This window comes from Paenarthrobacter sp. NPDC090522, from assembly GCF_044769225.1.
GTDB lineage: Bacteria > Actinomycetota > Actinomycetes > Actinomycetales > Micrococcaceae > Arthrobacter.
Window position 1 is genome coordinate 384,526 of the sequence record NZ_JBIVXL010000001.1, and the last position, 25,523, is coordinate 410,048.

22 protein-coding genes and 2 tRNA genes are annotated in these 25,523 nt (G+C 63.4%); 9 read left to right on the plus strand and 15 right to left on the minus strand.

Annotation, left to right across the window (positions count from 1 at the left end; genetic code table 11):
- Window positions 1-148 precede the first annotated feature (148 nt).
- On the plus strand, window positions 149-820 hold the full coding sequence (locus ACIQT2_RS01770) for a vitamin K epoxide reductase family protein (protein WP_402943010.1): 672 nt from the start codon (window positions 149-151) through the stop codon (window positions 818-820).
- 73 nt (window positions 821-893) lie between these two features.
- Here the strand turns inward: ACIQT2_RS01770 and ndk are convergent, their stop codons facing one another.
- The 4 genes from ndk to ileS are packed head-to-tail and all read right to left on the minus strand — an operon-like array spanning window position 894 to window position 6,472.
- Window positions 894-1,310: a nucleoside-diphosphate kinase gene (gene ndk, locus ACIQT2_RS01775; protein ID WP_400269163.1), complete on the minus strand. Its 417-nt coding sequence runs from the start codon at window positions 1,308-1,310 to the stop codon at window positions 894-896.
- 41 nt (window positions 1,311-1,351) lie between these two features.
- Window positions 1,352-1,804: a DUF4233 domain-containing protein gene (locus ACIQT2_RS01780; protein WP_400269162.1), complete on the minus strand. Its 453-nt coding sequence runs from the start codon at window positions 1,802-1,804 to the stop codon at window positions 1,352-1,354.
- A gap of 2 nt (window positions 1,805-1,806) precedes the next feature.
- The gene (locus tag ACIQT2_RS01785) at window positions 1,807-3,168 is read right to left on the minus strand and encodes a bifunctional folylpolyglutamate synthase/dihydrofolate synthase (RefSeq protein WP_402943012.1); all 1,362 of its coding nucleotides are present in this window, start codon (window positions 3,166-3,168) and stop codon (window positions 1,807-1,809) included.
- A 4-nt stretch (window positions 3,169-3,172) separates the two neighbouring features.
- A complete protein-coding gene (gene ileS / locus ACIQT2_RS01790; RefSeq protein ID WP_402943014.1) occupies window positions 3,173-6,472 on the minus strand; it encodes an isoleucine--tRNA ligase in 3,300 nt (1,099 codons plus the stop codon).
- Window positions 6,473-6,799: 327 nt separating this feature from the next.
- Here ileS and ACIQT2_RS01795 point away from each other — a divergent pair, with 327 nt between their 5' ends.
- Both ACIQT2_RS01795 and ACIQT2_RS01800 read left to right on the plus strand, forming a co-directional pair.
- A complete protein-coding gene (locus tag ACIQT2_RS01795) occupies window positions 6,800-7,174 on the plus strand; it encodes a hypothetical protein (protein WP_402943016.1) in 375 nt (124 codons plus the stop codon).
- Window positions 7,175-7,225: 51 nt separating this feature from the next.
- Window positions 7,226-7,828, plus strand: a complete 603-nt coding sequence (locus ACIQT2_RS01800) for an endonuclease/exonuclease/phosphatase family protein (RefSeq protein ID WP_402943018.1) — start codon at window positions 7,226-7,228, stop codon at window positions 7,826-7,828.
- A gap of 4 nt (window positions 7,829-7,832) precedes the next feature.
- Here ACIQT2_RS01800 and ACIQT2_RS01805 read toward each other — a convergent pair whose 3' ends face one another.
- The gene (locus ACIQT2_RS01805; protein ID WP_402943020.1) at window positions 7,833-8,600 is read right to left on the minus strand and encodes an SDR family oxidoreductase; all 768 of its coding nucleotides are present in this window, start codon (window positions 8,598-8,600) and stop codon (window positions 7,833-7,835) included.
- A gap of 73 nt (window positions 8,601-8,673) precedes the next feature.
- Here ACIQT2_RS01805 and valS point away from each other — a divergent pair, with 73 nt between their 5' ends.
- Together valS and ACIQT2_RS01815 are read left to right on the plus strand one after the other, a co-directional pair.
- Entirely contained in the window at window positions 8,674-11,295 is a 2,622-nt protein-coding gene (gene valS / locus ACIQT2_RS01810; RefSeq protein WP_402943022.1) for a valine--tRNA ligase, read from the plus strand.
- A gap of 338 nt (window positions 11,296-11,633) precedes the next feature.
- Window positions 11,634-12,509, plus strand: a complete 876-nt coding sequence (locus tag ACIQT2_RS01815; protein ID WP_402943024.1) for a DNA-formamidopyrimidine glycosylase family protein — start codon at window positions 11,634-11,636, stop codon at window positions 12,507-12,509.
- A 17-nt stretch (window positions 12,510-12,526) separates the two neighbouring features.
- Here ACIQT2_RS01815 and ACIQT2_RS01820 read toward each other — a convergent pair whose 3' ends face one another.
- From ACIQT2_RS01820 to ACIQT2_RS01845, 6 genes are all read right to left on the minus strand, one after another.
- Window positions 12,527-13,150, minus strand: coding sequence for a DsbA family protein (locus tag ACIQT2_RS01820; protein ID WP_400331772.1), 624 nt, complete (start codon window positions 13,148-13,150; stop codon window positions 12,527-12,529).
- Between the two features lie 80 nt (window positions 13,151-13,230).
- Window positions 13,231-14,520, minus strand: a complete 1,290-nt coding sequence (clpX, locus tag ACIQT2_RS01825; RefSeq protein ID WP_397321551.1) for an ATP-dependent Clp protease ATP-binding subunit ClpX — start codon at window positions 14,518-14,520, stop codon at window positions 13,231-13,233.
- 182 nt (window positions 14,521-14,702) lie between these two features.
- Window positions 14,703-15,362 carry an ATP-dependent Clp protease proteolytic subunit gene (locus ACIQT2_RS01830; protein ID WP_387437112.1) on the minus strand — a complete coding sequence of 220 codons (660 nt, stop codon included), beginning with the start codon at window positions 15,360-15,362 and terminating at the stop codon, window positions 14,703-14,705.
- A gap of 37 nt (window positions 15,363-15,399) precedes the next feature.
- Window positions 15,400-16,023 carry an ATP-dependent Clp protease proteolytic subunit gene (locus tag ACIQT2_RS01835; protein ID WP_397321550.1) on the minus strand — a complete coding sequence of 208 codons (624 nt, stop codon included), beginning with the start codon at window positions 16,021-16,023 and terminating at the stop codon, window positions 15,400-15,402.
- A gap of 219 nt (window positions 16,024-16,242) precedes the next feature.
- Window positions 16,243-17,622, minus strand: coding sequence for a trigger factor (gene tig / locus ACIQT2_RS01840; RefSeq protein ID WP_402943027.1), 1,380 nt, complete (start codon window positions 17,620-17,622; stop codon window positions 16,243-16,245).
- Between the two features lie 71 nt (window positions 17,623-17,693).
- A tRNA-Pro gene (locus ACIQT2_RS01845) sits at window positions 17,694-17,768 on the minus strand.
- Between the two features lie 126 nt (window positions 17,769-17,894).
- Between ACIQT2_RS01845 and ACIQT2_RS01850 the strand changes: the two genes are divergently transcribed.
- Window positions 17,895-17,968: transfer RNA gene (locus ACIQT2_RS01850), tRNA-Gly, on the plus strand.
- A gap of 75 nt (window positions 17,969-18,043) precedes the next feature.
- Here the strand turns inward: ACIQT2_RS01850 and ACIQT2_RS01855 are convergent.
- The 3 genes from ACIQT2_RS01855 to ACIQT2_RS01865 all read right to left on the minus strand — a co-directional run bounded on the left by ACIQT2_RS01855 (window position 18,044) and on the right by ACIQT2_RS01865 (window position 20,516).
- Window positions 18,044-18,931: an Fpg/Nei family DNA glycosylase gene (locus ACIQT2_RS01855; RefSeq protein ID WP_400331765.1), complete on the minus strand. Its 888-nt coding sequence runs from the start codon at window positions 18,929-18,931 to the stop codon at window positions 18,044-18,046.
- Window positions 18,931-19,413, minus strand: a complete 483-nt coding sequence (locus ACIQT2_RS01860) for a ribose-5-phosphate isomerase (RefSeq protein ID WP_400331762.1) — start codon at window positions 19,411-19,413, stop codon at window positions 18,931-18,933. Before ACIQT2_RS01860 ends, ACIQT2_RS01855 begins: the two co-directional genes overlap by 1 nt.
- Window positions 19,414-19,505: 92 nt before the next feature.
- The gene (locus ACIQT2_RS01865) at window positions 19,506-20,516 is read right to left on the minus strand and encodes a hypothetical protein (protein ID WP_402943029.1); all 1,011 of its coding nucleotides are present in this window, start codon (window positions 20,514-20,516) and stop codon (window positions 19,506-19,508) included.
- Between the two features lie 95 nt (window positions 20,517-20,611).
- On the opposite strand from ACIQT2_RS01865, the gene pepN reads away from it, so the two are divergent.
- Entirely contained in the window at window positions 20,612-23,212 is a 2,601-nt protein-coding gene (gene pepN, locus ACIQT2_RS01870; RefSeq protein ID WP_402943135.1) for an aminopeptidase N, read from the plus strand.
- A gap of 52 nt (window positions 23,213-23,264) precedes the next feature.
- Window positions 23,265-23,744, plus strand: coding sequence for an OsmC family protein (locus ACIQT2_RS01875; RefSeq protein WP_400331757.1), 480 nt, complete (start codon window positions 23,265-23,267; stop codon window positions 23,742-23,744).
- Here the strand turns inward: ACIQT2_RS01875 and ACIQT2_RS01880 are convergent.
- The gene (locus tag ACIQT2_RS01880; protein WP_402943031.1) at window positions 23,741-24,736 is read right to left on the minus strand and encodes an NAD-dependent epimerase/dehydratase family protein; all 996 of its coding nucleotides are present in this window, start codon (window positions 24,734-24,736) and stop codon (window positions 23,741-23,743) included. The two genes, ACIQT2_RS01875 and ACIQT2_RS01880, sit on opposite strands and share 4 nt — an antisense overlap.
- 87 nt (window positions 24,737-24,823) lie before the next feature.
- Here ACIQT2_RS01880 and ACIQT2_RS01885 point away from each other — a divergent pair, with 87 nt between their 5' ends.
- On the plus strand, window positions 24,824-25,522 hold the full coding sequence (locus tag ACIQT2_RS01885) for a mechanosensitive ion channel family protein (protein WP_400331752.1): 699 nt from the start codon (window positions 24,824-24,826) through the stop codon (window positions 25,520-25,522).
- Window position 25,523 lies beyond the last annotated feature (1 nt).

Consider the following 25,523-nt stretch of genomic DNA (forward strand, 5'->3'; position numbering starts at 1 on the left):
TACACATTCGAGTGGTAGGAAGGTGTGTCGATCTCCCCTTCGCCGCCGCCCGGAAGCTGGGCGCCACCTTCAGCATGCGGGGTTAGAATCCTCCCAACAGCCCTTCCCGGCCACGCCGGGCCATCTGCCGAAAAGGATCACATCCGCGATGCCAAGCACCGCCAAGGGAAACCTGGACCACAAGTCTTCCGTCCCCGTCGAGGCGCGGGACCCCCAACCGGACACGCTGCCGGCGATGGTTCGCAACCGGCCCTTTGGCTGGCTGCTGCTGGTCACCGGCGTCATTGGATGGCTGGCCTCCGGGGCACTGGTCCTGGAAAAGCTCCAGGTGCTTCAGGACCCCAACCACATCACCGCGTGCGACGTGAACCCGTGGATCTCCTGCGGCACCGTCATGAAGACCTGGCAGAGTTCCCTGTTTGGTTTCCCCAACATGTTCATTGGCATCGTTGCCTTTGCCATCATCATCACCACGGCCATGGGGCTCCTCTCCGGAGCCAGGTTCGCCCGTGGTTACTGGATCGGACTGCAGGCCGGCGTAACGCTGGGCTTCGTCTTCGTCATCTGGCTGTGGTCGCAGGCCTTGTACGCAATCAACGTCCTTTGCCCGTTCTGCATGGTGGTGTGGGCTGTCATGATTCCCATGTTCGTCTGGGTGACCATCCGCAACCTGAGCACCGGAGTCATCAAGGCTCCTGCAGGGCTGGTCAAGCTCGTGGCCGATTCGGGCTGGATCATCGTCGCTTTGCTCTACGTTGCCGTCATTGCAACGATCTTCTTCGCTTTCCTCCACGTCTTCGCCGGGACCTCCGGCTACTAGGATTCAGCTGTAGAAACGCAGAAGGTCCCGTGTTCCTTTGGACACGGGACCTTCTGCGTCGTACTTCCTGGCTTTACTCGAACCAGATCTTGATTTCGCGTTCGGCAGACTCAACGGAGTCAGAGCCGTGAACGAGGTTCTGCTGGACAGCCAGGCCCCAGTCGCGGCCAAAGTCGCCGCGGATGGTGCCCGGGGCGGCCGTCGTGGGATCGGTGGTGCCGGCCAGCGAACGGAAGCCTTCGATCACACGGTGGCCTTCGAAGACTGCCGCCACTACGGGGCCGCTGAGCATGAACTCAACCAGCGGCTCATAGAACGGCTTGCCCACGTGCTCTTCGTAGTGCAGTTCGAGGAGTTCGCGGGTGGCGTTGACCTTCTTAAGCTCAGCCAGCGTGTAGCCCTTGGCTTCGATGCGGGCCAGGATGCTGCCGCTGAGGTTGCGGGCGACGCCGTCGGGCTTGACCAGGACGAGTGTCCGTTCAATGCTCACAGTTGCTCCAATGTGGTTGCTTGGTGGGTTTCCCAGCCAGTTTACGGGGTTTCCGGCTCTGTCCCGTCACGGTGTGCTGCGTCCCATTCCGCTTGCTCGCGGTCGCGTTGCACCAGTTCACGGTCGATCCGCATGCCTGTGCGGATCCCGTACCACCAGCAGACCGCGAACAGGATGCCGACAATGAACATGGTGGGCTCGGCCAGGCCGGTAAGGATCAGGACGATCTGCAGTGCCCAGCCGAGGCCCACGCCCCACGGCTTTGACAGCACGGCGCACGTCAGCACCAGGATGACGCTCAGGGCGATGCCAACGCCGAGGATGACTCCGGGAGCCACCTCGCCGCGCTTCAACCCGAAGACCACCAGCGTGCCGAAGAAGGCCACGAATGCCTCGAGGAGCAAGACCGTGGAGCCGAACATCACCTTGGTGGAGCGGCGCTTCTTGGGCATCCCGGGACGCCATTCCCGTTGTGCTTTGGTCAGCTTCGCCATGCTTAGGCACCTGCCTTTCCGAGGAGGATGCGTGCCTCCGCCACCAGGGTGATGGACCCCGTGACCAACACGCCACCGGCAAAGTCGTCGTTGGATTCGGAGCGCTCAACGGCCCATTCGAGGGCGTCGTCCAGTTTCTCCGCAATGTGCACGTTCTCTTCGCCGAACCCCAGGTCCACGGCGATTTCGGCCAGTTCTGCCGCGGGGATGGCCCGGGGAGAGTTGGACTGGGTAAAGCAGAATTCCTCGGCCAGGTCGCCCAACTGCTCCTTGAGTGTCTTGAGGATCTCCTCTGCGTCCTTCTCCTGCAGGATTCCCACTACCACAACCAGCTTGCTGAAGCTGAAGGCCTCATGGATGGCCTCAGCCGAGACCCGGATGCCATCGGGGTTGTGGGCTGCGTCCACCACGATGGTGGGAGCGGTCCGGACCACTTCCAAACGGCCAGGCGAGCTCACGTTGCCGAAGGCCTCCCGCAGCACGTCGGCGTCGAGTTCCTTCTCTCCCCCGCCAAAGAACGCTTCGAGCGCGGCAACAGCCACGGCCGCGTTCTCCGCCTGGTGGGCGCCATGCAACGGCAGCAGCAAGTCCTCGTAGCGCCCGGCCAGGCCCTGGATGGTGAGCACTTGGCCTCCAACGGCGACGCTGCGGGACTCCACGCCGAATTCGACGCCCTCGAAACGGAACGGAACATCCACTTCACGTGCCTTGTCCAACAGGACCTGGGCGGCGTCAACCGGCTGCGCCGCGCTCACGAGGAAACCGCCAGGCTTGATGATGCCTGCCTTCTCGTAGGCGATGTCCTCGGTGGTGTCGCCCAAGAGATCCGTGTGGTCGAGGGAAATGGGAGTAATGACCGATACCTGGCCGTCGCCGACGTTGGTGGCATCGGTGATACCGCCCAAACCAACCTCGAAGACGGCAACATCAACCGGCTGATCCGCGAAGATTGCGAAGCCGAGGATGGTGACGCACTCGAAATACGTGAGCCGAGGCTGGCCTTCGGCAATCAGTTCGTTGTCCACGATCTCCAGGTACGGCCGGATCTCGTCCCAGATCCGGACGAAGGTCTCATCCGGAACAGGTTCGCCGTTGATGCTGATGCGCTCGGTGACCTTGGACAGGTGCGGGCTCGTGTAACGGCCAGTGCTGAGGCCGTGGGCGCGCAGTCCGGCCTCGATCATCCGCGCCGTGGACGTCTTGCCGTTGGTGCCGGTGATGTGGATGATCGGGTAGGCCTTGTTGGGCTCGCCCAGCACATCCATGGCGCGGAACAACGGCGCCAGGCGCGGCTCCATCTTGTTCTCCGGCGCCCTGCCAAGGAGCTCGGCGTAGACGCTCTCAACTGAGAATTCGTCGGTCATCGGATCAGGCCCCTGCTTTCGCTACGGTGATCTGCGGTTCGTCGGCGCTGGAAAGGAGAACCTCCAGTTCCAACGTCAGCGTTTCGGTCTTGACCAGTTCAGCGTTGGCATGCAGGGCCTCCACGACGTCCTGCTGCGCTTCCACGGAGGTGCGGATGCGGTCGCTCACGTTCAGTCCTGCATCCTTGCGTGCCTGCTGGATGGCACGGACCATGTCACGGGCAAGCCCTTCGGCAGCCAACTCCGGCGTCACCTCAGTATTCAGGACAACGAACCCGCCGCCGGGCAATACGGCAGCTGCGGCAGCACCGCCGTCGGCCGTTGCCGCCACCACGGTTTCCAGGGTGTATTCCTGCGGCTCGAGCTCGAGTCCACCGGCAACCACCACTCCAGCGTCGTTCACGGACCAGTCGCCGGACTTGGAACCCTTGATGGCCTGCTGGACGTTCTTGCCCAAGCGGGGGCCGGCGGCGCGGGCATTGACCACGAGTTTTTGCTCGATGCCGAATTCCTCGGGCGAGGCGGAGGCTGCGTCCAGCAGCCGCACGGACCGCAGGTTCAGTTCATCGGCGACGACGGCGGCAAAACCTTCCAGCGCGTCCGCACCGGGTGCCACGACAGTCAGTTCCTGCAGCGGAAGGCGGACACGGAGGTTGGCTGCCTTACGCAGGCTGGAGCCGGTGGAGCAGATCTGCTGGATGCGGTCCATGGCCTCCACGAGTTCCGGATTTGCCGGGAACAGCGAAGCCTCGGGCCAGTCCGCAAGGTGTACGGAACGGCCACCGGTCAGGCCACGCCAGATCTCCTCGCTGACAAGCGGCAACAGGGATGCCGAAACCCGGCACACAGCTTCCAACGCCGTGTACAGGGCGTCGAACGCATCCACGTTCTCGTCGAAGAAGCGCTGGCGGCTGCGGCGTACGTACCAGTTGGTGAGCATGTCCAGGTAACTGCGCAGCTCGTCACAGGCACCGGAGATGTCGTAGGTGTCCAGGCTTTCTGTCACCTTGCGGACCAAGTCGCCGGTGTTTGCCAAGAGGTACTGGTCAAGGGTGTCCGCGTAGCCGTCGTACCGCAGTTTGGCTTCGTAGCCCGCGCCCCCGTTCGCGGCGTTCGTGTACAGCGTGAAGAAGCTGTACACATTCCACAGCGGAAGGATGACCTGCCGGACACCGTCACGGATGCCCTGCTCCGTGACGATCAGGTTGCCACCGCGCAGGATCGGGCTGGACATCAGGAACCAGCGCATGGCGTCGGAACCGTCGCGATCCAGCACCTCGGACACATCCGGGTAGTTGCGCAGGCTCTTGGACATCTTCTGGCCGTCGGAGCCCAGCACGATGCCGTGGCTGATGACGTTGCGGAACGCCGGGCGGTCAAACAGCGCCGTGGACAGGATGTGGAGCATGTAGAACCAGCCACGTGTCTGGCCGATGTACTCCACAATGAAGTCCGCGGGATTGTGGGTGTCGAACCACTCCTCGTTCTGGAACGGGTAGTGGACCTGTCCGTACGGCATCGAGCCGGAATCGAACCAAACATCCAGTACGTCCTCGACGCGGCGCATGGTGGACTTGCCCGTGGGGTCGTCCGGGTTGGGGCGCGTCAGTTCGTCGATGAAGGGACGGTGCAGGTCCACCTGGCCCTCGTTGTTGACAGGCAGGCGGCCGAAGTCCGCTTCGAGGTCGGCGAGGGATCCGTACACATCCGTCCGCGGGTACTCGGGATCATCGGACTGCCACACCGGGATGGGCGAACCCCAGTACCGGTTGCGGCTGATGGACCAGTCACGGGCGTTCTCAAGCCATTTGCCGAATTGGCCGTCCTTGACGTTGCCCGGGATCCAGTTGATCTCCTGGTTCAGCTCGGACATGCGGTCCTTGAACTTGGTGACCTCCACGTACCAGGAGGAAACCGCGCGGTAGATCAGGGGGTTGCGGCAGCGCCAGCAGTGCGGGTAGCTGTGCTCGTAGCTGGCTTGGCGGACCAGGCGGCCGTCGGCTCGCAGCACCTGGGTGATGGGCTTGTTGGCCTCGAAAACCTGCAAGCCCACGATGTCGGCAAGCCGGCCATGGCCGAACAGCGGCAGGAATTTCGCACCCTCGTCCACGGAGAGGACCACGGGGATGCCTGCGTCTTCACAGACCTTCTGGTCGTCTTCACCATAGGCCGGGGCCTGGTGGACGATGCCCGTACCGTCGGTGGTGGTGACGTAGTCGGCCACGAGGATCCGCCACGCGTTCTGCGTCCGGTACTTTTCGGTATCGGCGAAGTCGTTCCACAGCGGCTCGTAGTCGAGCCCTTCCAACTGGGAGCCTGCGTAGGTGGCCGTGACGGCGGCAGTTGCGGCAGCCGCGCCGTCGGCACCATCACCGTACCCCAGGTCCTTGGCGTAGGAACCCAAAAGGTCAGCCGCGAGAAGGAAGCTGCCCGTCACCGGAGCCTCGGGTGAAGCGGCCTTCACGCCATTGGGGCCGGCAGGGACCACAACATAGGAGATATCAGGCCCGACGGCGAGCGCAAGGTTGGTGGGCAGCGTCCAGGGCGTGGTGGTCCAGGCGAGCGCCTGCACGCCTGCGAGCGCCTGCGAAACCTCGGACTCGCCGCCCTTGATGGGGAACGTCACGGTGACGGTCTGGTCCTGGCGGTTCTTGTAGACATCGTCGTCCATGCGCAGCTCGTGGTTGGAGAGCGGGGTCTCATCCTTCCAGCAGTACGGCAGAACCCTGTAGCCGTTGTAGGTGAGGCCCTTCTCGTGCAGTTGCTTGAAGGCCCAGAGCACGGACTCCATGTATTCGACGTTGAGCGTCTTGTAGTCGTTGTCGAAGTCCACCCAGCGGGCCTGGCGGGTGACGTAGGCCTTCCACTCATTGGCGTACTTCATCACCGAGGCACGGCAGGCGTCGTTGAATTTATCGATGCCCATGGCTTCGATCTGGGTCTTGTCAGTCATGCCCAGTTGCTTCATGGCTTCGAGCTCGGCGGGGAGGCCGTGGGTGTCCCAGCCGAAGCGGCGCTCCACGCGCCTGCCGCGCTGGGTCTGGTACCGGCCCACCAGGTCCTTGGCGTAGCCGGTGAGGAGGTGGCCGTAGTGGGGCAGGCCGTTGGCAAAAGGCGGGCCATCGTAGAAGACGAACTCGTTGCTGCCGTCTTGTCCCGCGTCGCGCTGGTCGATGCTCGCCTGGAAGGTGCCGTCCTGGTCCCAGTACTTGAGGATGCGCTCTTCGATCTCCGGGAACTTCACGGAGGCGGATACGCCTTGGGCGCCGGAAGGCGATGCTGAGGCCTTGGGGTAGTGGGTCATCTCGAATCCTGGTGATAGCTGGTTGACTGTCAGGATGCGAGGACGGCTCCAGGCCTGTTTCGCAACAGTCCAGGCACCGCGGTACCACCTCACTTACCGGAACACGGCGTCCCGGCCTCTCATTACTGCTGTGACGGGCTTACCCGTCCGGTTCTACTGGGAACTGTCCGCAACTGCGGGCCAGTACTGTTCTTCCGGAAGCTCACCGGTGATGGCCGGGTCAACGCTGGTTATCAAAGTCTAGCGGCAGCGGGGCACCATCGACTACTTCCAAGTCATCCCCTGGGTGGACGGGTCCAGGGGACATGGCTGCATAGACTCGGCCACATGACTGAACCTGCCGCCGCCCTCCCGGCTGTCCGCCGCCGGCGCCGCACGACCTCGATTGCCTGGTCTGTTGCCGCCGCCCTTGTTGCCCTTCCGGTGGCCAGCTTGTCCTTGTTCCGGGCTGTCGAGGTTGAGTGGCCGTTGCTGGTGGTACAGGCACTGGCCTTCACGCCGTGGCTGGTGGTTCCGGCCGCTGTTGCGCTGGTGCTGGCCCTCCTGGGTCGGCGTCGCTGGACGACGATCACGACGGCGGCCCTGCTGGCTGCGCAGCTCTTCTGGCTGTTCCCGCTGGACTACGGCCGCCCGGTGGTATTGAAAGAGGGGACGGCCACCGTCCCGCTGAAGGTGATGAGCCTCAATACCGAATTTGGTTAAGCCGAAGCGGCCACAATCGTGCAACTGGTCCGTGACCACGGTGTCCAACTGATGGCACTCCAGGAGTTTTCCCCGGCGTTGCAGGACCGGCTCAGCGCCGAGGGCCTCGATACCGTGCTGTCCAACAGGATCAGCACCCCCAATGACGACGGATCCGGTGCCGCTGTGTATTCGGTCTTCCCCTTGGCGTCGGAGGGCCTTCTGCCCGACACTCCCTTCCGCATGGCGGCGACCCGGGTTGTGGCGGAAGGTTCCGGGGCCAAGGCGGCCCTGACCCTGACCAACGTCCACACCCTCCCGCCCGTGGATGAGCGCATCGGGCAGTGGAGGAGCGACCTTCTCAAGGTTTCCCGCCAGGCCGGGAGCCAAGGCAACCAGGTGCTGATGGGCGACTACAACGCCACGTATGACCACGCCGAGTTCAGAGCCCTGTTGGACGGGGGCAGGGACGGCAACAAACTGGTGGACGTCGGCACGGCCACGTGGGGAAGGTTGTCCCCCACGTGGCCCATGGAAGGCCCGCCGTTGCCGGGCGTGGTCATCGACCATGTGGTCACCTCTCCCCGGATCGGCAGCAGCGCCTACTCAGTGCACACCGTTCCGGGCACGGACCATGCCGCCCTCATTGCCCAGCTCAGTATTCCTGCCGGCTAGGCCATCAGTCCTGCTTGCGGATGAGCTTGTGGTTGGCTGCCTGCGCCACGGGGCGGATCACGATCTCGTCCAGGTTGATGTGGTGCGGCAGGGAGACGGCGTACCGGACCACGTCCGCAACGTCGTCTGCCGTCAACGGCTTCTCCACCCCGGCATATACCTTGGCCGCTGCGTCCTTGTCACCCAAGCGGTTCAGCGCGAACTCCTCGGTGTGGACGAGGCCAGGGGCAACCTCGATCACCCGGATGTTGTTCCCCACTTCCTCCAAACGGAGTGCGTTGGTCAGTGCATGCTGGGCGAACTTGGCTGCGTTGTAACCTGCCCCGCCTTCGTAGGCTGCCAGACCTGCAGTGGAGGTCAGGTTCAGGACCGTGCCTTCGCCGTTCTCCCGAAGCATGGGCAGGAAGGCGCGGGTGATTTTCATGGTGCCCACCACGTTGACCTGATACATCCAGTCCCAGTCCTCGGTGTCCGCATTGCCGATCGTGTCAGCGCCGCGGGCGCCACCGGCAATGTTGATGAGGGTATCGGCTCCCCCGCCTTTGGTGACGGCGGCAAGCAGCGCCGCGACGTCGTCGTCGTTGGTCACATCGGCGGGGAAGGGAACGGCGCCGGTCGCGGCACCCAGGGCTTCCAGACGGTCTGCCCGCCGCGCCACGGCGTAGACCTTCCATCCTTCGCCACTCAGCGCCCGGACCGTGGCCTCGCCGATGCCCGTGCTGGCGCCGGTAACGACTGCCGTCTTGTTCTGTGTCTGTGCTCCCAAAGTCATGGCACCACCCTATCGAGGGCAGGGCCAGCCGCTGAAGGCGCCCTGTAACTCCGGGCCATGAAACAATTGGTCCATGGCTGAATCAACGCAGGGTACAGACACGCCCGCCACCGCCCCCATTAACGTTCCCGACAAGCCGGCCCTTGAAGGCCTCGAAGCTGCCTTGACGCAGCGCTGGCTCGCGGAAGGAACCTACAAGTTCAACCCGGACACCACCCGGGAACAGGTCTACTCGATCGACACTCCCCCGCCGACCGCCTCGGGTTCGCTCCATGTCGGCCACATGTTCTCCTTCACCCAGACAGACGTCCAGGCGCGCTACATGCGCATGACCGGCAAGAACGTCTTCTATCCCATGGGCTGGGATGACAATGGCCTGCCCACCGAGCGCCGCGTCCAGAACTACTACGGCGTGCGCTGCGATCCTGCCATTCCGTACAACGCCGACTACCGTCCGCCTGCGCAGCCGGCCAAGAACCAGCGCGATTTCGACGTCGTTTCGCGCCAGAACTTCATCGAACTGTGCGAAGAACTCGCCGTGGAAGACGAGAAAGTCTTCGAAAACCTTTTCCAGACCCTTGGCCTGTCTGTGGACTGGAACCTGACGTACCGCACCATCGACGACACCTCCCGTGCGGTGTCCCAGCGTGCCTTCCTCGCAAACCTCGCTGCGGGTGACGCCTACATGGCCGAAGCCCCCACCCTCTGGGATGTTACTTTCCGCACCGCCGTGGCGCAGGCTGAGCTTGAGGACCGCGAGGTCCCGGGCGCCTACTACCGCTACCCCTTCTTCACCGAAGACGGCCAGAAGATCTTCATCGAGACCACCCGTCCCGAACTGCTTGCCGCGTGTGCCGCCCTGGTGGCAAACCCCGACGACGAGCGGTACCAGCCGTTCTTCGGCAAGACTGTGAAGTCTCCGCTGTTCGACGTCGAACTCGAAGTCAAAGCCCATCCCCTGGCCAAGGCGGACAAGGGTTCGGGCATTGCCATGGTGTGTACCTTCGGTGACCTCACCGACGTCACCTGGTGGCGCGAACTGCAGCTGCCGACGCGCGCCATCATGGGCCGCGACGGACGCATCATTGCCGAGACTCCCGAATGGATCACCACGGAGGCAGGCAAGGAAGCCTACGCGGCGATCGCGGGGAAGACGGCTTTCTCGGCCAAGGAAGCCGTGGTTGAGCTCCTCACCGCAGCGGATCTGCTGGACGGCGAACCGAAGAAGATCACCCACCCCGTGAACTTCTTCGAGAAGGGCGACAAGCCCCTCGAAGTGGTCACCTCCCGCCAGTGGTACATCCGCAACGGCGGACGGGACGAGGACCGCCGCGAACGGCTGATCGGTCGCGGCCAGGACATCGACTTCCACCCGTCCTTCATGCGGTCCCGATACGAAAACTGGATCGCCGGCCTGAACGGCGACTGGCTCGTTTCGCGCCAGCGCTTCTTCGGCGTGCCGATCCCCGTCTGGTACCCGCTCGATGCCCAGGGCAACCCGGACTACGACAACCCGATCCTGCCGTCCGACGGAATGCTTCCCGTGGACCCTGCAGCCGCTGCTGCTCCGGGCTACGAGGAATCCCAGCGTGACCAGGCCAACGGGTTCACCGGCGACGCCGATGTCCTGGACACCTGGGCCACGTCTTCCCTCACTCCGCAGATCGTGGGCGGTTGGAGCCGTGACGAAGAGCTGTTCGCCAACGTCTACCCGTTCGACCTCCGCCCGCAGGGCCACGACATCATCCGCACCTGGCTGTTCTCCTCGGCCGTCCGCGCCGATGCCTTGCAGAACAGCGCTCCGTGGAAGCACGCTGCGATCTCCGGCTGGATCCTGGACCCGGACCGGAAGAAGATGTCCAAGTCCAAGGGCAACGTGGTGGTTCCCACCGATGTCCTGAACGAATACGGCTCCGACGCCGTCCGTTACTGGGCAGCATCGGCCAAGCTTGGCGCGGACACCGCGTACGAGATCGCACAGATGAAGATCGGCCGGCGTTTGGCCATCAAGCTGCTCAACGCCTCCAAGTTCGTCCTGAACCTCGGCGCCACTGAGAATTCCGTGGTCACCAACCAGCTCTCTGTCCTGAGCAACCCGCTGGACCGTGCCTTGCTCGCCCAGCTCTCGGACGTCGTAGCCCAGGCCACCAAGGCCTTCGACAACTACGACTACGCCCGGGCCCTGCAGATCACCGAATCGTTCTTCTGGCAGTTCACGGACGACTACGTCGAACTGATCAAGGACCGTGCATATGGTGCAGCCGGCGAAGCCGAACAGGCCTCCGTGCTTGCGGCCCTCGCCACCACGCTGGACTCGCTCCTGCGTCTGTTCGCCCCCTTCCTGCCTTTCGCCACCGAAGAGGTGTGGAGCTGGTGGCGGACGGGTTCGGTGCACCGCGCCGCATGGCCTTCCGCCCTGGAAATCGCCGACGGCGACACCACCATGCTGGGCACGGTGGGCCTGGCCCTCAGCGGCATCCGCAAGGCCAAGTCCGAGGCCAAGGTCAAGCAGCGGACCGAAGTGCTTTCTGCCAATATTTCGGCAACGGAAGTGCTTGTGGCGCAGCTCAAGGCCGGTTTGGGTGACTTGAAGGCCGCCGCAAACGCCCAGGAGATCACCCTGCAGTCCGCTGAAGGCGATCTGACGGTCAGCGACGTCGTCCTTGCGCAGCCGGAAGAGACACCCGCCTCGTAGCAGCCATCGCCCGGGAGTTTTTGGGCAAAGGGGAAGCCCCATCAGCGTTTTGCCGTTGGTGGGGCTTCGACTTTTCGGCTGTCCGGTGACGACTTGACAGTCTGGCGGAATCCTTGGAATTTCAGGTCTTCCTACCACGTCACTGGTAGCTTGCGTCCGACTTTGCCAACGGCTGCGTCGGTTGCATATCACTGAATCTTCGGTTTCCGTGTCCCTCTTCTTTCGAAGTGGGTAAGAACCATTGTTGTCCTGCCAAGGCCGATCCACAAGGCTTCCGAAAGAACTACAATCCTGTAGTTTCCGGGACCTTTTGCCGTCGCGTGTGGCAGAGTATTCCCATGCCGGAACTGCCCGAAGTGCACGGCCTGTGCACCTACCTGGACACGCAACTGAACGGAGCGGTGCTGACGAGTGTCCGCATCAACTCCATTGCCGCGCTGAAGACGGCAGATCCCCCCTACACGGCCCTGGAGGGTCGGACCATCCGCGGGGTGCGGCGCTTTGGCAAGTTCATCTGCGTCGATGCCGACGAACTGTTCTTCGTCTTCCACCTGGCGAAGGCCGGCTGGGTCCGGTACACCGAGCACCCGTCCACGGCAACGCTGCGCATGGGTAAGAGCAACATCGCTGCCCGCCTGCTCCTGCACCGCGGAATCGACGACACCCACATCGGACTGGACCTCACCGAAGCTGGAACAAAGAAGAGCCTGGCCATCTACGTGGTCCGCGATCCCCTGGATGTCCACGGCATCGCTACGCTGGGCCCCGAACCACTGAGTCCCGACTTCGACGTCGAAGCGTTCGCTGGAATAGTCCGTTCAAGCTCCCAGCAGATCAAAGGACTGTTGCGGAGCCAGGCCGTGATCGCCGGAATCGGCAACACCTATAGCGACGAGATCCTGCACGCTGCCAGGATCTCCCCCTTCGCGATTGCCAAGTCCCTGGATGAGGAGACGGTTGGCCGACTCTATGGGGCCATGCAGGAAGTGCTGGTGGGCGCCGTCGCGGCGGCGGCCGGCAAACCGTCCAGTGAACTCAAGGACACCAAACGGAGCAATTTCAGGGTCCATGCCAGGACGGGACAGCCGTGCCCGGTGTGTGGAGACACAGTGAGGGAGGTGTCCTTCGCGGACACCTCCCTCCAGTACTGCGCTACGTGCCAAACAAACGGCAAGATCCTGGCCGACCGCAGGACTTCGCGTTTCCTCAAATAGCGGCCGAACGGGTCACCCTAGTTGAACTCGGGCCGTTCGGTGCGGCTGCGCTTGAGCTCGAAGAAATGCGGGTAGCCGGCAAGTGCCACGGTTGCGTCCCAGATCTTACCGGCGTCTTCGCCACGGGGAATGCGGGTCAAGACGGGGCCGAAGAAAGCCGTACCGTTGAAGGCAACCACGGGCGTTCCTACGTCCTGCCCCACCAGTGAGATTCCTTCCTCGTGGCTGGCACGCAGCTGGGCGTCGAATTCGTCCGAGTCGGCGTAGCGCGCCAGTTCTGCGGGAAGGCCCACTTCGGCCAGGGCTTTCCGGATCACCGACGGACGATCCTTGTTGCCCTCGTGGTGGATTTCCTCGCCCATGGCGTCATAGAGGGGCTTGACGTACTCGCTGCCGTGCAACTCCTGCGCCGCGATGATCACCCTGACCGGACCCCAGCTCTTGTCCATGAGTTCGCGGTAGTCATCAGGCAAGTCGCGGCCTTCATTCAAGACGGACAGGCTCATGACATGCCACTGGGTCTCAATCCCACGGACTTGCTCCACTTCTCCGATCCAGCGGGACGTGATCCATGCAAACGGGCACGCGGGGTCGAACCAGAAATCGGCCTTGTTGACGGGTTGCTCGGTCTGTTCAGGCACAGGAAATCTCCTCAGGAAGGTGGCAACGGCCACGCTAAACGTGAAAAGCGGACAGGGCCGCTGTTTGGTGCAACGGGTGGTCAGGCGGACTTATTCCGCCGCTTCGCCACCACGTCATGGGCAATCATGGTTGGCTGGGCCTTCTTGGCCACCACGTCCTCGGTGATGACCACGGTGGCGATGTCGTCGCGGCTGGGGAGGTCGAACATGACCGGCAACAGGACTTCTTCCATGATGGCGCGCAAGCCGCGGGCTCCTGTTCCACGTTCGAGGGCCTGGTCGGCGATGGCGTTCAAGGCGTCGTCGTCGAACTGGAGTTCCACGCCGTCGAGCTGGAACATCTTCTGGTACTGCTTCACCAGGGCGTTCTTGGGCGTCGAGAGAATCTGGATCAAGGCGGGACGGTCCAGGTTGGACACCGTGGTGATCACCGGGAGCCGCCCGATGAACTCCGGGATCAGACCGAATTTGAGCAGGTCCTCCGGCATGACCTCACCGTAGGTATCCACGTTGTCCTTGACCTCGTTAAGCGGGGCGCCGAAGCCGATGCCCTTCCGGCCCGAACGGGAACCAATGATGTCTTCCAGGCCTGCGAACGCGCCAGCCACGATGAACAACACGTTGGTGGTGTCGATCTGGATGAATTCCTGGTGCGGGTGCTTGCGGCCGCCCTGCGGAGGCACTGAGGCCACTGTGCCTTCGAGGATCTTCAGCAAGGCCTGCTGAACCCCCTCGCCCGAAACATCACGGGTAATGGAGGGGTTCTCGCTCTTGCGTGAAATCTTGTCGATCTCGTCGATGTAGATGATGCCTTGCTCGGCCTTCTTGACGTCGTAGTCAGCGGCCTGGATGAGCTTGAGCAGGATGTTTTCGACGTCTTCGCCAACGTAGCCGGCCTCGGTGAGGGCCGTGGCATCGGCTACCGCGAAGGGTACGTTGAGCCGGCGGGCCAGGGTTTGCGCGAGGTAGGTCTTGCCGCAGCCGGTGGGGCCGATCAGCAGGATGTTGGACTTGGCGATCTCCACGTCCTCGTGGTGCGGTCCCTCGCCCAGGCTGCCGGTCTTCGGTGCATGGCCTGCCTGGATGCGCTTGTAGTGGTTGTAGACAGCTACAGCCAGCGACCGCTTGGCCGGCTCCTGGCCGATCACGTATTCCTGCAGGAAGTCGAAAATTTCGCGCGGCTTGGGAAGTTCGAAGCTGCCCAGGTCCGAGACCTCGGCGAGTTCCTCTTCAATGATCTCGTTGCAGAGTTCAATGCACTCGTCGCAGATGTACACGCCGGGCCCGGCAATCAGCTTGCGAACCTGCTTCTGGCTCTTTCCGCAAAAAGAACACTTCAGCAGATCCGTGCTCTCGCCAATCCGAGCCATGTGTGAATCCCTTCGTTGCGTGCGGGTGATGGGGCTCCGCGCCTTGCTCCATTGTGCGGCCAGACCGCGGTTGGCATCACCGTGACTTCTTCCACTCTAGGTCACAATGAGCCGCTTGGGTGGAAACAGAACGCCGGTGCGGTCCATATTTCGCGAACCGCACCGGCGTCGTTTTCCGGATGCTACCGGGCGATTGCCTGGGGCTTGATCTTCCGGGAGTCCAGTACCTGGTCAATAAGGCCGTAGTTCCGGGCTTCCTCGGCCGTGAGGATTTTGTCGCGCTCGATGTCGTTGTTGACCTGCTCGGCCGTGCGGCCGGAGTGGTGGGCGAGCGTCTCCTCAAGCCACGTACGCATGCGCATGACCTCCGCGGCCTGGATTTCCAGGTCCGAGGCCTGGCCTCCCTGGCCGCCTGACAGTGCTGGCTGGTGGATCAGCACGCGGGCGTTCGGGAGGGCAAGGCGCTTGCCAGGGGTGCCGGCTGCCAAAAGGACGGCCGCAGCACTGGCTGCCTGGCCCAGGCAGACCGTCTGGATCTCTGGACGGATGTACTGCATGGTGTCGTAAATGGCGGTCATTGCCGTGAACGAACCGCCCGGCGAGTTGATGTAGAGGGTGATGTCGCGGTCCGGGTCCGTTGATTCAAGGACCAGCAACTGGGCCATGATGTCATCAGCAGAGGCGTCGTCCACCTGTACGCCGAGGAAGATGATGCGGTCCTCGAACAGCTTGGTGTAAGGGTCCTGGCGCTTGAAGCCGTAGGGGGTACGCTCCTCGAACTGGGGCAGGACGTAGCGGCTGGAGGGGAGGTTGCCGGCAGACCATCCGAAGTTGTAGTTCATTGTTTACTCCTGGGTTTTCAGTGGTTCGTGGTGCCGGCTAGTTTTCGGTGGAGGACGCCGCGTCGGACTGATTGGCAGTTCCGCCGCCACCGGCCACCGAGCCGGCGTGCGCCGAGATCTTGTCGAAGAAGCCGTACTCCAGTGCTTCCGCGGCCGTGAACCACTTGTCGCGGTCATTGTCCTTGAGGATGGTTTCCACGGTCTGGCCCGTCTGCTCGGCGGTGAGTTCCGCCATGACCTTCTTCATGTGCAGGATCAGCTCAGCCTGGATCTTGATGTCCGAGGCCGTTCCACCGATGCCGCCGGAAGGCTGGTGCATCAGGATGCGGGCGTTGGGGGTGGCGTACCGCTTGCCCTTGGTGCCGGAGGAAAGCAGGAACTGCCCCATGGAAGCGGCCAGGCCGGTGGCGACCGTGACGACGTCGTTCGGAATGAACTGCATGGTGTCGTAGATGGCCATGCCTGCCGTTACCGAACCACCAGGCGAGTTGATGTAAAGGTAGATGTCCTTCTCAGGGTCTTCGGCCGAGAGCAGGAGAAGCTGTGAGCAAATGGCGTTGGCATTCTCATCGCGGACTTCGGAGCCGAGCCAGATGATGCGCTCTTTCAGCAGGCGGTTGTAGATGTAGTTGTCCTGGGCCGCGGGATCGACAGTCGCCATCCGGGGAGCCTCTGATTGCTGTGACATAAGTACTTACCTCTCGCTGGTGCCAGTGACATCACTGAACTTCACTACATGGACACTAACCGTATTCAGGGGTGATTTGTTCGCCGGAATCGCACTGTTCGCTGACGGCGCACGTTTGTGGACGGCGCCTTGGACGGCCTTAAAGCAAACCGGCCCCGGATCGAATGATCCGGGGCCGGTTAGTGCCTGAAACTAGAACTTCACTGCTGCGGGGTCATCGCTGGCAACGGTATCGGCTTCTTCAGCAGCCTCAGCTGCGGGAGCTTCTTCCACGGCTTCGCCGGCGGGGCGCACGAAGTCGGTCAGGTCCACCTTGTTGCCTTCGGAGTCCACAACTTCAGCCTGGCCAAGGACGACGGCCAGCGCCTTGCGGCGGCGGACCTCGGAAACCATCATGGGAACCTGGCCGCTCTGATCGATGATCTGGGCGAACTGGTTCGGGTCCATGCCGTACTGGCTGGCGGTGGTGACGATGTAGTCGATCAGCTCGTTCTGGCTGACGTTGACTTCTTCCTTGTCTGCAATGGCGTCAAGGATGATTTCGTTCTGGAACGCACGCTCGGTGTTGGCCTTGACCTCGGCGCGGTGCTCCTCGGTGTCGTGGTCACCTTCGCCGTGGGCGTTCTCCGGGTTGAAGTGCGATTCCAGCTGCTCTTCCACGACCGAATCCGGAACGGGGACCTCAACGAGCTCAACGAGCTTGTCCAGGACCTTGTCACGGGCCTCGACGCCCTGGCCGACAACCTTGGAGTCGGCTGCCTGCTTGGCGAGGTCCTCGCGGAGCTCAGCGAGGGTGTCGAACTCGGAAGCCAGCTGTGCGAAGTCATCGTTCGCCTCGGGGAGCTCGCGCTCCTTGACGGCCTTGACGACAACCTTGACCTGGGCGGCTTCGCCGGCGTGGTCGCCACCAACCAGCGTGGTGTCGAAGATGGCTTCTTCGTCAGCGGACAGGCCCTCTACGGCCTCGTCCAGGCCCTCGAGCATGGTGCCGGCGCCAACCTGGTAGGACAGGCCGGATGCGGAGTCGATCTCTTCGCCGTCGATCGTGGCGGTGATGTCGATGGTGAGGAAGTCGTCGTTCTTGGCAGGACGCTCGACGGACTTCAGCGTGCCGAAACGGCCGCGCAGCTCGTCAAGGGCCTTGTCGACGTCGGCGTCGGAGGACTCAGCAGCTGCGACCTCCACCTTGATGCCTGCGTAGTCCGGCAGCTCGATCTCGGGGCGGACGTCAACCTCCACCTGGAACTTGAGCTCGCCGTCGGTTGCGGACGGGTCCGGAACCTCGGTGATCTCAACCTCGGGGCGGCTCAGCGGGCGAACGCCGGTTTCCTGCACAGCGGCCTGGTACCAGCCGTTCAGGCCATCGTTGATGGCAGTCTCCAGGACGTATCCGCGACCGACGCGCTGGTCGATGAGCTTGAAGGGAACCTTGCCCTTGCGGAATCCGGGAACCTGGATCTGCGAAGCAACGGTCTTGTACGCGGCATCGATGCTCGGCTTCAGTTCCTCAAAGGGAACCTCAACATTGAGCTTGACCCGCGTGGCGGTGAGGTTCTCGACAGCGCTCTTCACAGTCTAAGTACTCCTGGATTGATGGGTATGGGGTTCTGTCGCGTTCCAAGAAATGGACACGAAACACAGAGTCGGGGTGACAGGATTTGAACCTGCGACTTCCTGCTCCCAAAGCAGGCGCTCTAGCCAAGCTGAGCTACACCCCGAACGCACAGGACAGTCTACGGGCAAGCGGGCCAGGAATGCACATTTGACACCGTCGCCGGAATTAGGTTTAGTTGTACCCGGCTTGAACAGCCGCCGGGAAGATGTCCTGAACAGGAGATCCTTTCGGGGACGTAGCTTAATGGTAAAGCCTCAGTCTTCCAAACTGATTACGCGGGTTCGATTCCCGTCGTCCCCTCCAGGGAATTTCCCCTCCAGGGAAAACAAAAGAGCCCCGATCCTTCAGGATCGGGGCTCTTTTTGGTACTTCCGGAGTTCAAACCTGGCAGCCAGGGCACCAGTAGAGCTTGCGGGCACCGATTTCCGCCATGCCCACTACCGTCCCGCAGGCACGGCAGGGCAGTCCTTCGCGTTTGTAGACAAAGTGCGCATCGGCGTCGGGCGCCGTTTCCGCTCCATCTGTCCATAGTGCCGGCGGCGTGGTGACAATACGACCGTCGCGGACGCCGTCGGACATGGTCGCAACGGCGTCATCCCACAGGCGGCCGGCGGTGCCCGTATCCACGGCAGAGCCGGGCTTCCAGGGGTCCACTGCCTGCCGGAACAACACTTCGGCCCGGTAAATGTTGCCTACGCCAGCCAGGACCGACTGGTCCATCATCAGGAGCGCGACGGCGGTCTTCCGCTTCCGCAGCCGCCGGATGAACTCATCGCGGTCGCCAGGCCCATTCCGCAAGGGGTCCGGGCCCAGCCTGCCGAGCACCTTGGCTGCGTCATCCGACGTAATGGCGGCACACGTCGTAGCGCCGCGAAGGTCCGCCCAGCCGTGGTCGGAGACAAGGCGGACGCGGACGGCCCCCACCGGCTCCGGCGGTCCGGAATAGTCCGTGTCTGCACCGGCCGGCCCGGATTCACGCTCACCGATCCGTCGTGGCGCGCCGATGCTGGACGCACCAGCGAAGGAACTGTCTCCCCCGAAGTTCCACGCCCCGTAAAGGCCGAGGTGCACATGAAGGAACAGGTCATGGTCGAACTTCAGGAACAGTTGCTTGCCGTGGGCAAGCGCGTCCACCATGACGTGTCCATCCAGCAGCGCCGCACCCTCGGCGAACCGCCCTTGCGGGCTGCTCACGCGAAGGCGCCGGCCACCGAAGACATCCTGGAACTGACGCGCCAGCCTGTGGATGGAATGCCCTTCAGGCACTATTCGACGATTTCGCCGGTGGTCTCGTAGACCGCGATTTTGCCGATGCGGCGGACATGGCGCTCGTCATTGCTGAACGGTTCCGCCAGGAAGGCCTCGATGAGTTCCGTTGCTTCCTCAACCGTGTGCTGGCGGCCGCCGACTGCGATCACGTTGGCATCGTTGTGCTCGCGGGCGAGCTTGGCCGTGGAGAGATTCCAGGCGAGCGCGGCGCGCACGCCCTTGACCTTGTTGGCCGCGATCTGCTCACCGTTTCCGGAGCCACCCAGCACGATCCCCAGCGCGTGGACTCCGGCTTCCTGGTCCGCCACCACGGCTACGCCTGCGTTGATGCAGAACGAGGGGTAGTCGTCCAGGGCGTCGTATTCCTTGGGTCCGTGGTCCACAACTTCATAGCCCTTGGCGGTGAGGTGGCTGACCAGGTGGGCGCTGAGTTCCATGCCGGCGTGGTCCGTGGCGATGTGGACGCGGGGTGTAGTCACAGGAAGTCCGTTCTTTGTGGCGCGGGCGGCACAGCACTGGGCAACTGCTCAGCATTGGCCAAGGCGCGGCGGGGAGGGATGCGTTACCTAGGTTACCGCGAGCCCGGTTGCTGGGGCTGCCCGTCCTGGTGTGCCCGTTCGGCAGCGCGGTTGAGGATGCCGGCGAGTTTGTCCGCGGCAACCGATGTACCGGCACTCAGTGCCACCCGTCCACCGTTAAGCCGTCGAACGACGACGGCCGGCCCGCTGCTGACCAGCATGGCGGTGGCGCCTTCGTGGTGTCGCCAGCCCCACCCGCCGTAGTCAGCGGCCTTGACGTCGGTGGGAGCCGCCGCGGCAATATCGACGGCGGGAACGTTCAGTACGGGGACCAGGCCACCGGCGAATACCTGCAGCCCTCCCCTGTCCGCACGGACGCGTGCGAACAGGAAGCCGGCGCCCACCAGTCCAGCCGCTGCCAGCAAGGCCCCCAGCCATGGAATGGCTACTGCGATCAAAGCGGCCGGGAAGAGCGCGGAGATGATGATCATGATGAAGACCGAACTCCGGGCGTGAACCCACATCCTGAGCGTGTCCCGGGCCAGATCGGGATCGGCAGCACGCAGGCGTTCGGCTTCGAGCGCGTGGTCATCCTCCTGCGTCCACCGGGGATCCGGCTTGAAGGCAAACATCATCACCACACCCAGCGCGAGCGCGGCGCCACTGCCCATCGCCAAAACGATCGGGTCGACATGTGACAACCTCGCGTCGCCGACTCCGGACTGCCCCACAAGGCCCGCCGCCAGGACCGTGGTGATGAACAGGCTGACCATCAGCCCCAGTCCCATCATGACGCGGCGCATGACCACGGGCCGCGAGATGGGAACGGACTGGAGGAAGGCGACCCAACCGCAAAGGACGATGAGTCCTGCGCCGCCCGCCACATAGGCTCCGAACGGCGCGAAGGAACTGCCGCCGTCGGCGTTCCACATCACGGCGACGGGATCCGGAAGGCTGTTCCGCAACATTTGGGCGCACACCACGAATCCCCCGGCAAGCAGCAGCGGAAAGGCCAGCGCGAACCGAAGTGCGCGGGTGTCGAGCGAATCCCGGAACGTTCCCATGCTTAAACGCTACTCCGTGGTGGCGACACTGTGCGGACTCCTCCTTGCCAACAAGCGACAGAGTGAAAGAATGGCTTCACACCAGCGACCGGATCATGATCCCGGCCGGCCACCCCAATCTTCTGGAGGCACACTTGCCAGGCCTTAACCTGACCCGCGACGAAGCCGCGAAGCGCGCGGAACTGCTCAACGTCGAGTCCTACAACGTCACCCTGGACCTGACCAAGGGCGCCAAAGTCTTCGGATCCACCACCGTGGTGCGCTTTTCCGCGCAGGCTGGATCATCAACATTCATCGACGCCATTACGGACGCAGTCCACAGGGTGACGCTGAACGGAATCGAACTGGAACCATCCGACGTCTCAGACGGAGTGCGCATCCAGCTCCCAAACCTCGGCGAAGAGAATGAACTCACCATCGTTGCCGACGCACCGTATATGAATACGGGCGAGGGCCTCCACAGGTTCGTTGACCCGGTTGACGGGGAGGTGTACCTCTACACGCAATTCGAGGTTCCGGACTCCCGGCGGATGTTTGCCGTTTTCGAACAGCCGGACCTCAAGGCAAGCTTCACGTTCACCATTACAGCGCCATCCCACTGGGACGTGGTGTCCAACTCCCCCACCCCGACGCCGGTGCAGGCAGACGCGGGTGAGGACGGCGCGGCCCGGTCGGTGTGGGAATTCGCCCCCACGCCACGGTTGTCCTCCTACGTCACCGCGTTGATCGCCGGACCCTACCAGTCCGTCCGTTCCCAGGTCACAAGCTCCGACGGCCGCGTTGTGCCGCTGGGCGTCTTTGCCCGCAAGTCACTCATGCAATACCTGGACGCGGAGAACATCTTCGAGCTGACCCGGCAAGGGTTCGAGTTCTTCGAGGCCCAGTTCGGCTGCCCCTACCCGTTCGAAAAGTACGATCAGCTCTTCGTCCCCGAATTCAACGCCGGAGCCATGGAAAACGCCGGTGCCGTGACCATCCTGGAGGGCTACGTCTTCCGCGGCAAAGTCACCGAAGCGCAGGTTGAGCGGCGCGCCATCACGGTGCTGCACGAACTGGCGCACATGTGGTTCGGCGACCTGGTGACCATGCGCTGGTGGAACGATCTCTGGCTGAATGAGTCGTTTGCCGAATACATGTCCCACCTTGCGGCCGTGGAAAACACCGAGTTCGACCGTGCATGGACCACCTTCGCCTCGGTGGAGAAGTCCTGGGCCTACCGGCAGGACCAGCTTCCCACCACGCACCCGATCTTCGCCGAGATCAACAGCCTGCAGGACGTGGAGGTCAACTTCGACGGCATTACCTACGCCAAGGGCGCCTCCGTGCTCCGCCAACTGGTGGCGTGGGTGGGACCCGGACAGTTCATGGCCGGTGTGCGGGCGTACTTTGCCAAGCACGCCTGGTCCAACACGGAGCTCCAGGACCTCATGGTGGAACTCGAGGCCGCGAGCGGCCGGGACCTGGACCAGTGGGGCCGGTTGTGGCTGGAGACGGCAGGCGTCAACACCTTGGCGCCCGAGCTCACAGTCGACGCGGACGGAACCATCACGGGCTTCGCCATCCTGCAAACAGCCATCACCGAGCAGCCAACGCTGCGTCCGCACCGCCTGGCCGTGGGTTTCTACAACCTTGTGGACGGAAAGCTGGAGCGGATCCACCGTGAAGAGCTGGACGTCGACGGTCCGCGCACGGAAGTTCCTGGCCTGGTGGGACGCACCCGCCCGGACTTGGTGCTCCTCAACGACGACGACCTCGCTTACGCAAAGGTCCGCCTGGATCCCGAATCCCTCGCAACAGCCAAGGCACACCTCAAGGACTTCGCCTCGAGCCTGCCACGGACGCTCGTGTGGGGTTCGGCCTGGGACGCTGCACGGGACGGCGAAACTCCTGCCCGCGGCTACGTGGACCTCATCCTGGCCAATATCGCCCACGAAACGGATTCCTCCGTGATCCTGGTCCAGCTCCGCCAGCTCGCCACGACGCTGACGTACTTCGTGGCCGCCGGGCACAAGCAGGAAACGGCCATTGCCGCTGCTGACAAGCTCTGGGAGCTCGCCTCCGTCGTGGAACCGGGATCCGACGCGCAGCTGCAGTTCGCCAAGTCGTTTGCCCAGATCTCCCGCAGCGACACCCAGTTGGACCGTATCCAGGCCCTCCTGGAGGGAACGGAAACGTTGGCGGGACTCACCATCGACCAGGACATGCGGTGGGAACTGCTGACGGCTTTGGTTGCCGGTGGCCGCCAGGGACAGGAACGCATCGACGAAGAGCTGACGCGGGACAACACGTCCAACGGCCAGAACGCCGCCGCACAAGCCAAAGCAGCCATTCCCACCCCGGAGGCCAAGGAAGCCGCTTGGGAGTCGATCGTGGTCAAGGGAGAGCTCTCCAACGCCCTGCAGGCTTCGGCGGTGGCCGGCTTCATGCGGGTACCTGACACGGCCCTCCTTGAACCCTTCGCGGAGAAGTACTTCGAGGCGGTCCCTGGAATCGTCAAGGAACGTACACACGCGCTGGCACAGCAGATCGTGGTGGGCCTCTATCCTGCCCAGTTGACCACCCAGGCCACGGTCGACCGGACGGACGCGTTTCTTGCCGAACTCCCCGAGGACAGCGCCGCCTTGCGCCGCATGATGCTGGAGAACCGCGACGCCGTGGCGCGGGCACTGCGTGCCCGGGCTGCCGACGTCGGCTAAGGTCCGCCACGGTCCGTGCGGACAGTCTCCGGCCGCTGGCTAGACTGTCCGCATGGCCCTCAATGAACACCACTACGCGCTGACCGTCCGGTGGACCGGAAACCTCGGGGACGGCACGTCCACCTACCGCGGGTACTCACGGGACCATGATGTGGAGATCCCTGGTTTGCCCACGCTCCGCGGCTCGTCGGACCCCACCTTCCACGGAGACCGGACACGCTACAACCCGGAACAACTTCTCCTGGCTGCACTTTCGCAGTGCCACATGCTGTCCTTCCTGCACGTGGCCGTCAAGCACGGCGTGGTGGTGACCGCCTACGAGGACAACGCCGAAGGGCTCATGAAGCTCAACCGCGATGGCAGCGGCCAATTTGAGAACGTGACGCTGAAGCCACGTGTCACCCTGGCCGATCCGGCCCACGAAGAGCTGATGCCACAACTGCACCATGAGGCCAACCAGGTCTGCTTCATCGCCCGCAGCGTCAACTTCCCGGTGCTGCACCGGCCAACCACGACGCCGGCAGTGGACTAAGGCGCTTCGGCCCGCCAGAGTGACACGAGACTGCGTACGGTGTCCGGTGTGAGTCCGGCCCTGCGGTCGCGGTCCAGGCCCCTGGCGCGTTCGTCCGCGAGCGTGTCACCGAGCGTCTCCTGCCACGGCCGGAGGATCATTCCTTGGGCGATGGCCGCCGCGTTGCTCCGGGCCTGGAATCCTTCGTGGCCAGGCGGAAGCCAGAGTGGAAGTGAGTCGGGGCCGGCCCAGTAGGCTACGCCGTGGTCCACGAGCCATTGCTCCGGCACTGTTTCCAGTTCCGCCGGGTTGCCGGCCACACGTTGTGATTCCGTGACGTAGTGACCAAACGGCACCACGTCACCCATGGCGTTGTACGTTCCGACCAGCCCGCGTCCTGCCGACTGCAGGATCCAGGCCGCCAGGTCCCGCACATCGATGATCTGTGTAGCGGCGGCGGGGATGTCCGGAACCAGGACGGGTTGGGTGTTTGCCGCCAACCTCGCGGGCCAATATCCGTACCTGTCCGAGGGGTCCCCTGGTCCGCCGATGAGGCCGGCCCGGACGATGTGGGCTTTCTCCCCTGCCAAGGCACGGGTCATGTGCTCAATCGCCGACTTGGACTCTCCGTACGTTTCCGGGCTGCCGGATTGGCCCGCCGGAAGGGGTTCAAGCAGTGGAGCGCTCTCATCGGCCCCCGGAACAGAATGGTCTGCATATACCGAACAACTCGAAACGAAGGTCCAGTGGCTGGCGTCCGGCCCCAACGCCTCCAGCGCCGTCTTCGCCTGGACGGGGTCGCGTGAAACGTCAATCACCGCGTCCCACTGCCCGGAGACGTCCGCAAAGGCTGCCGCGCCCTCGGAGCGATCGGCCCGCACCCAGCTGACGCCGTCGGGCGCTGCTGCCGACGTGCCCCGCGCCAGGCAGGTGACGTGGTTCCCGGAGGCCGCGGCCTGACGGGCGATTTCGGCGGAGAGGAAGGCGGTACCGCCCAGAACCAGGATGCGCATGCGGCCACGCTACGACGCTAGTGTTGGTAGTGGACAGAGTGTTCTGCGCCAGGCGAACACGGGCCGACCACAAGGAGCTATTGGACCTTGACCTTCATTCCCCCCATGGAAACCCTCACCATCGAGCCGGAAAAGATCGACTACGTCTCGATCCTCATTACAGTGGGCGTTGGCCTGCTGGTGTGGACCGTGGCGCGCTTCATCATCCTGCGGATCACCCGAAGGGTTGCCGCCGGCAGCTCGCTCTTCAAGAAGCCGCACTTCAAGTGGGTCCAACCCGCCATCCGGGCGCTTGACCACGAACGGCGGTCCCAACGTGCGCAAACCATTGGTTCGCTGCTGACCAGCCTGGTGAGCGTCATTGTGGTGGTCATCGTGATCATCTACGTCCTGAAATACATGAACGTGGATGTCGCTCCCCTGCTGACCAGCGTGGGCATCCTGGGTGTGGCCATCGGTTTCGGTGCCCAGCAGTTGATCCGTGACTTCCTCGCGGGCATTTTCATCACCATTGAGGACCAGTACGGGATCGGCGATGTGATCGTGACCAGCGAAGTGATCGGCACGGTTGAGTCGGTGGGTCTGCGCATCACCCGTGTACGGGCCGAAGACGGAGCCATCTGGTATCTGCGCAACGGCGAAATCCTGCGGGTAGGCAACCGGTCCCAGGGTGACTACGTCCCGTTGGATGCACCCACGCCCGATGATGACAACCAAGACGCCAAAGTACCTGCCGGAGCAGCAACGGGTTCCGCCCAGAAGCCTGAGGAGAAGGCCAGTGAATGAC

Bases quoted from the DNA above. Each gene is read 5' to 3' on its own strand.
- ACIQT2_RS01770 (WP_402943010.1), top strand. From the start codon at position 149: ATGCCAAGCACCGCCAAGGGAAACCTGGACCACAAGTCTTCCGTCCCC.
- ACIQT2_RS01780 (WP_400269162.1), bottom strand. From the start codon at position 1,804: ATGGCGAAGCTGACCAAAGCACAACGGGAATGGCGTCCCGGGATGCCC.
- ACIQT2_RS01785 (WP_402943012.1), bottom strand. From the start codon at position 3,168: ATGACCGACGAATTCTCAGTTGAGAGCGTCTACGCCGAGCTCCTTGGC.
- ileS (WP_402943014.1), bottom strand. From the start codon at position 6,472: ATGACCCACTACCCCAAGGCCTCAGCATCGCCTTCCGGCGCCCAAGGC.
- ACIQT2_RS01795 (WP_402943016.1), top strand. From the start codon at position 6,800: ATGACTGAACCTGCCGCCGCCCTCCCGGCTGTCCGCCGCCGGCGCCGC.
- ACIQT2_RS01800 (WP_402943018.1), top strand. From the start codon at position 7,226: ATGGCACTCCAGGAGTTTTCCCCGGCGTTGCAGGACCGGCTCAGCGCC.
- ACIQT2_RS01805 (WP_402943020.1), bottom strand. From the start codon at position 8,600: ATGACTTTGGGAGCACAGACACAGAACAAGACGGCAGTCGTTACCGGC.
- valS (WP_402943022.1), top strand. From the start codon at position 8,674: ATGGCTGAATCAACGCAGGGTACAGACACGCCCGCCACCGCCCCCATT.
- ACIQT2_RS01815 (WP_402943024.1), top strand. From the start codon at position 11,634: ATGCCGGAACTGCCCGAAGTGCACGGCCTGTGCACCTACCTGGACACG.
- clpX (WP_397321551.1), bottom strand. From the start codon at position 14,520: ATGGCTCGGATTGGCGAGAGCACGGATCTGCTGAAGTGTTCTTTTTGC.
- ACIQT2_RS01830 (WP_387437112.1), bottom strand. From the start codon at position 15,362: ATGAACTACAACTTCGGATGGTCTGCCGGCAACCTCCCCTCCAGCCGC.
- ACIQT2_RS01835 (WP_397321550.1), bottom strand. From the start codon at position 16,023: ATGGCGACTGTCGATCCCGCGGCCCAGGACAACTACATCTACAACCGC.
- ACIQT2_RS01865 (WP_402943029.1), bottom strand. From the start codon at position 20,516: ATGGGAACGTTCCGGGATTCGCTCGACACCCGCGCACTTCGGTTCGCG.
- pepN (WP_402943135.1), top strand. From the start codon at position 20,612: ATGATCCCGGCCGGCCACCCCAATCTTCTGGAGGCACACTTGCCAGGC.
- ACIQT2_RS01875 (WP_400331757.1), top strand. From the start codon at position 23,265: ATGGCCCTCAATGAACACCACTACGCGCTGACCGTCCGGTGGACCGGA.
- ACIQT2_RS01880 (WP_402943031.1), bottom strand. From the start codon at position 24,736: ATGCGCATCCTGGTTCTGGGCGGTACCGCCTTCCTCTCCGCCGAAATC.